This is a genomic window from Bacillus cereus group sp. BcHK124, assembly GCF_027712065.1.
Taxonomy (GTDB): Bacteria; Bacillota; Bacilli; order Bacillales; family Bacillaceae_G; genus Bacillus_A; species Bacillus_A pacificus.
This window is the reverse complement of sequence record NZ_JAQFPJ010000050.1, coordinates 1-2401: the sequence shown is the minus strand read 5'-3', so window position 1 is coordinate 2401 and position 2401 is coordinate 1. Positions and strand designations below refer to the sequence as shown.

Here is a 2401-nt window from a genome sequence, read left to right as displayed (position 1 = left end):
ATGTTTAAAGCACTGGCTCTTTGCAATTGATGTTGTATAGTCCGTTCCCTAAGCTCACCTTGTTTTCCGAAGAAAATAGCTCTTGCTAATCCGTTCATGGCTTCTCCTTTATTTAATCCCCTTTGTATTTTTCTTCTTAATGATTCATCCGATATATAATTCAAAATAAAAATTGTTTTTTCTATTCGACCCATCTCACGTAAGGCTATAGCCAAGCTGTTTTGTCTTGAATAAGATCCTAGTTTCCCCATAATAAGGGATGCTGAAACTGTTCCTTCTCTTATTGAGTGAGCTAATCGCAAAACATCCTCATAATTTTCTTTAATGACCTTTGTATTTATTTGTCCACGTAAAATGGCTTCTAATTTTGGATACTCACTTGCTTTATCTATTGTAAATAATTTTGAGTCTGCTAAATCTCTTATTCTTGGGGCAAATTTAAATCCTAATAAATGAGTCAGTCCGAATATTTGATCTGTGTAACCAGCTGTGTCTGTATAATGCTCTTCTATGTTTAAATCCGTTTCATGGTGCAACAAACCATCTAAAACATGAATCGCATCCCTTGAATTAGTATGAATAATCTTTGTGTAGTAAGAAGAGAATTGATCACTAGTAAAACGGTAGATGGTGGCTCCTTTTCCAGTTCCATAATGTGGGTTTGCATCTGCATGTAGTGATGAACACCTAACTGCATTCTCATACCGTCTGATGAGGATGTTGTACCGTCTCCCCAATAGGAAGACAATTGTAATTTGTGATGAAAATTTACTAATACGGCTTGGGCTTTATTCATTGCATCTTCATACATGCGCCATTGAGATACATTGGCTAATTGCTTATATGTAAGTCCGGGTGTTGCTTCAGCCATCTTGCTTACACCTATATTCATTCCCATTCCTAAAAGGGCAGCCATAATAATAATCGTTTCTTCTTTATCCGGTTTTCGATTATTGGAAGCATGAGTAAATTGCTCATGAAATCCTGTTATATAAGCAATATCCATCAGTAAATCGGTTAATTTTATTCTTGGTAGCATCTGATAAAGGCTTGCACTAAACTTTTTTGCTTCTTCTGGTACATCTTTTTCTAAGCGTGCAAGTGACAGCTTTCCTTTATCAAGAGAAACTCCATCTAACTTGTTGGAATTGGCAGTTAACCACTTTAACCTTTCATTAAGGCTGCTGGTTCTCTCCGTTATATAATCTTCGAATGATAAACTAACTGATAATCTCGTATTCTCTTTCGTTTGATTCCATGTAAATTCGGAAAACAAATATTCCTCAAAATCTCTATATTGTCTGCTGCCAACAATGGAAACATCTCCTGCCCGAACATGCTCCCGAAGTTCTGTTAAAACAGCCATTTCATAGTAATGACGATTGATTGTTGTACCATCATTCTCGTATAAATGCTTTTTCCAACGTTTTGAAATAAAATCCACAGGTGAGTCATCAGGTACTTTTCGTTTTCCGGATTCGTTCATTCCTCGGATAATCTCTACAGCTTGTAAAAGTGGCTCATTTGCCTTTGTAGAATGAAATTCCAACACCCTTAATAGCGTTGGCGTATATTTTCTTAGTGAATAAAATCGTTTTTGCAGTAAGTCTAAATAATCATAGTCAGCAGGACGTGCAAGCTCCTGGGCTTCTTCGACCGAAGAGACAAAAGAATTCCATTCAATAACGGATTCTAAAACCTCAAAAACGTCTAATTTTTCCTGTTTTGCTTTGATCAAAGCTTGTCCGATGTTCGTAAAGTGTATAACTTTCTCATTCAGCTTTTTACCGTTCAGTTTCTGAATTTCCTCTTGAGCCTTACGACCTTTTGATAAGAGACTAAGTATTTGTCTGTCATGAATTTCAAAAGCTTTATCCGTCAAATCTTGATTAAGATGTAATAAATAGACGGTTAGTATTGAATATCGTTTATTTTCCTGAAAATCACGGAATGCATAAGGTTCATATCTTGAACCCAAGCGAGACAGCTGTAACAGGCGATTGCGGTGCAAATGATTAATTTGCACCGTTTCTAATTCCATTCCTCGTATGTATTCGAGTCGTTCTATTACTTTTAAAAAGGTTTCGGGTGAAGGATGTCCCGGTGGTTCTTTTAACCAATCCAATATCGTTTTATTGGATTCTGACGAATGCTGCAAGGTAATAATATCTTCAAGTTTTTCTTTTTGTTCATTTGTTAGGGATTGACTAACCGTGTTAAATAGCTTCTTTTCAGCCATTGCCCTTGCTTCCCACACTATTCTTTCAAGTGTAGTGATAGCAGGCAGTATGATTTTGTTTTTTCTTAGAAAATCTATGCATTCATGTAGTAGATGAATGGCATCACCATTTTCCAAAGCCAATTGATGTAGGTGCTTAAATGTCATTCTATATTCTTTCAG

Annotated in this window: 1 pseudogene; it reads right to left on the bottom strand. The window is 36.1% G+C overall.

Annotation, left to right across the window (positions count from 1 at the left end):
• Positions 1-2401, bottom strand: a pseudogene (locus PDK19_RS27145) (Tn3 family transposase); the annotation flags it as partial.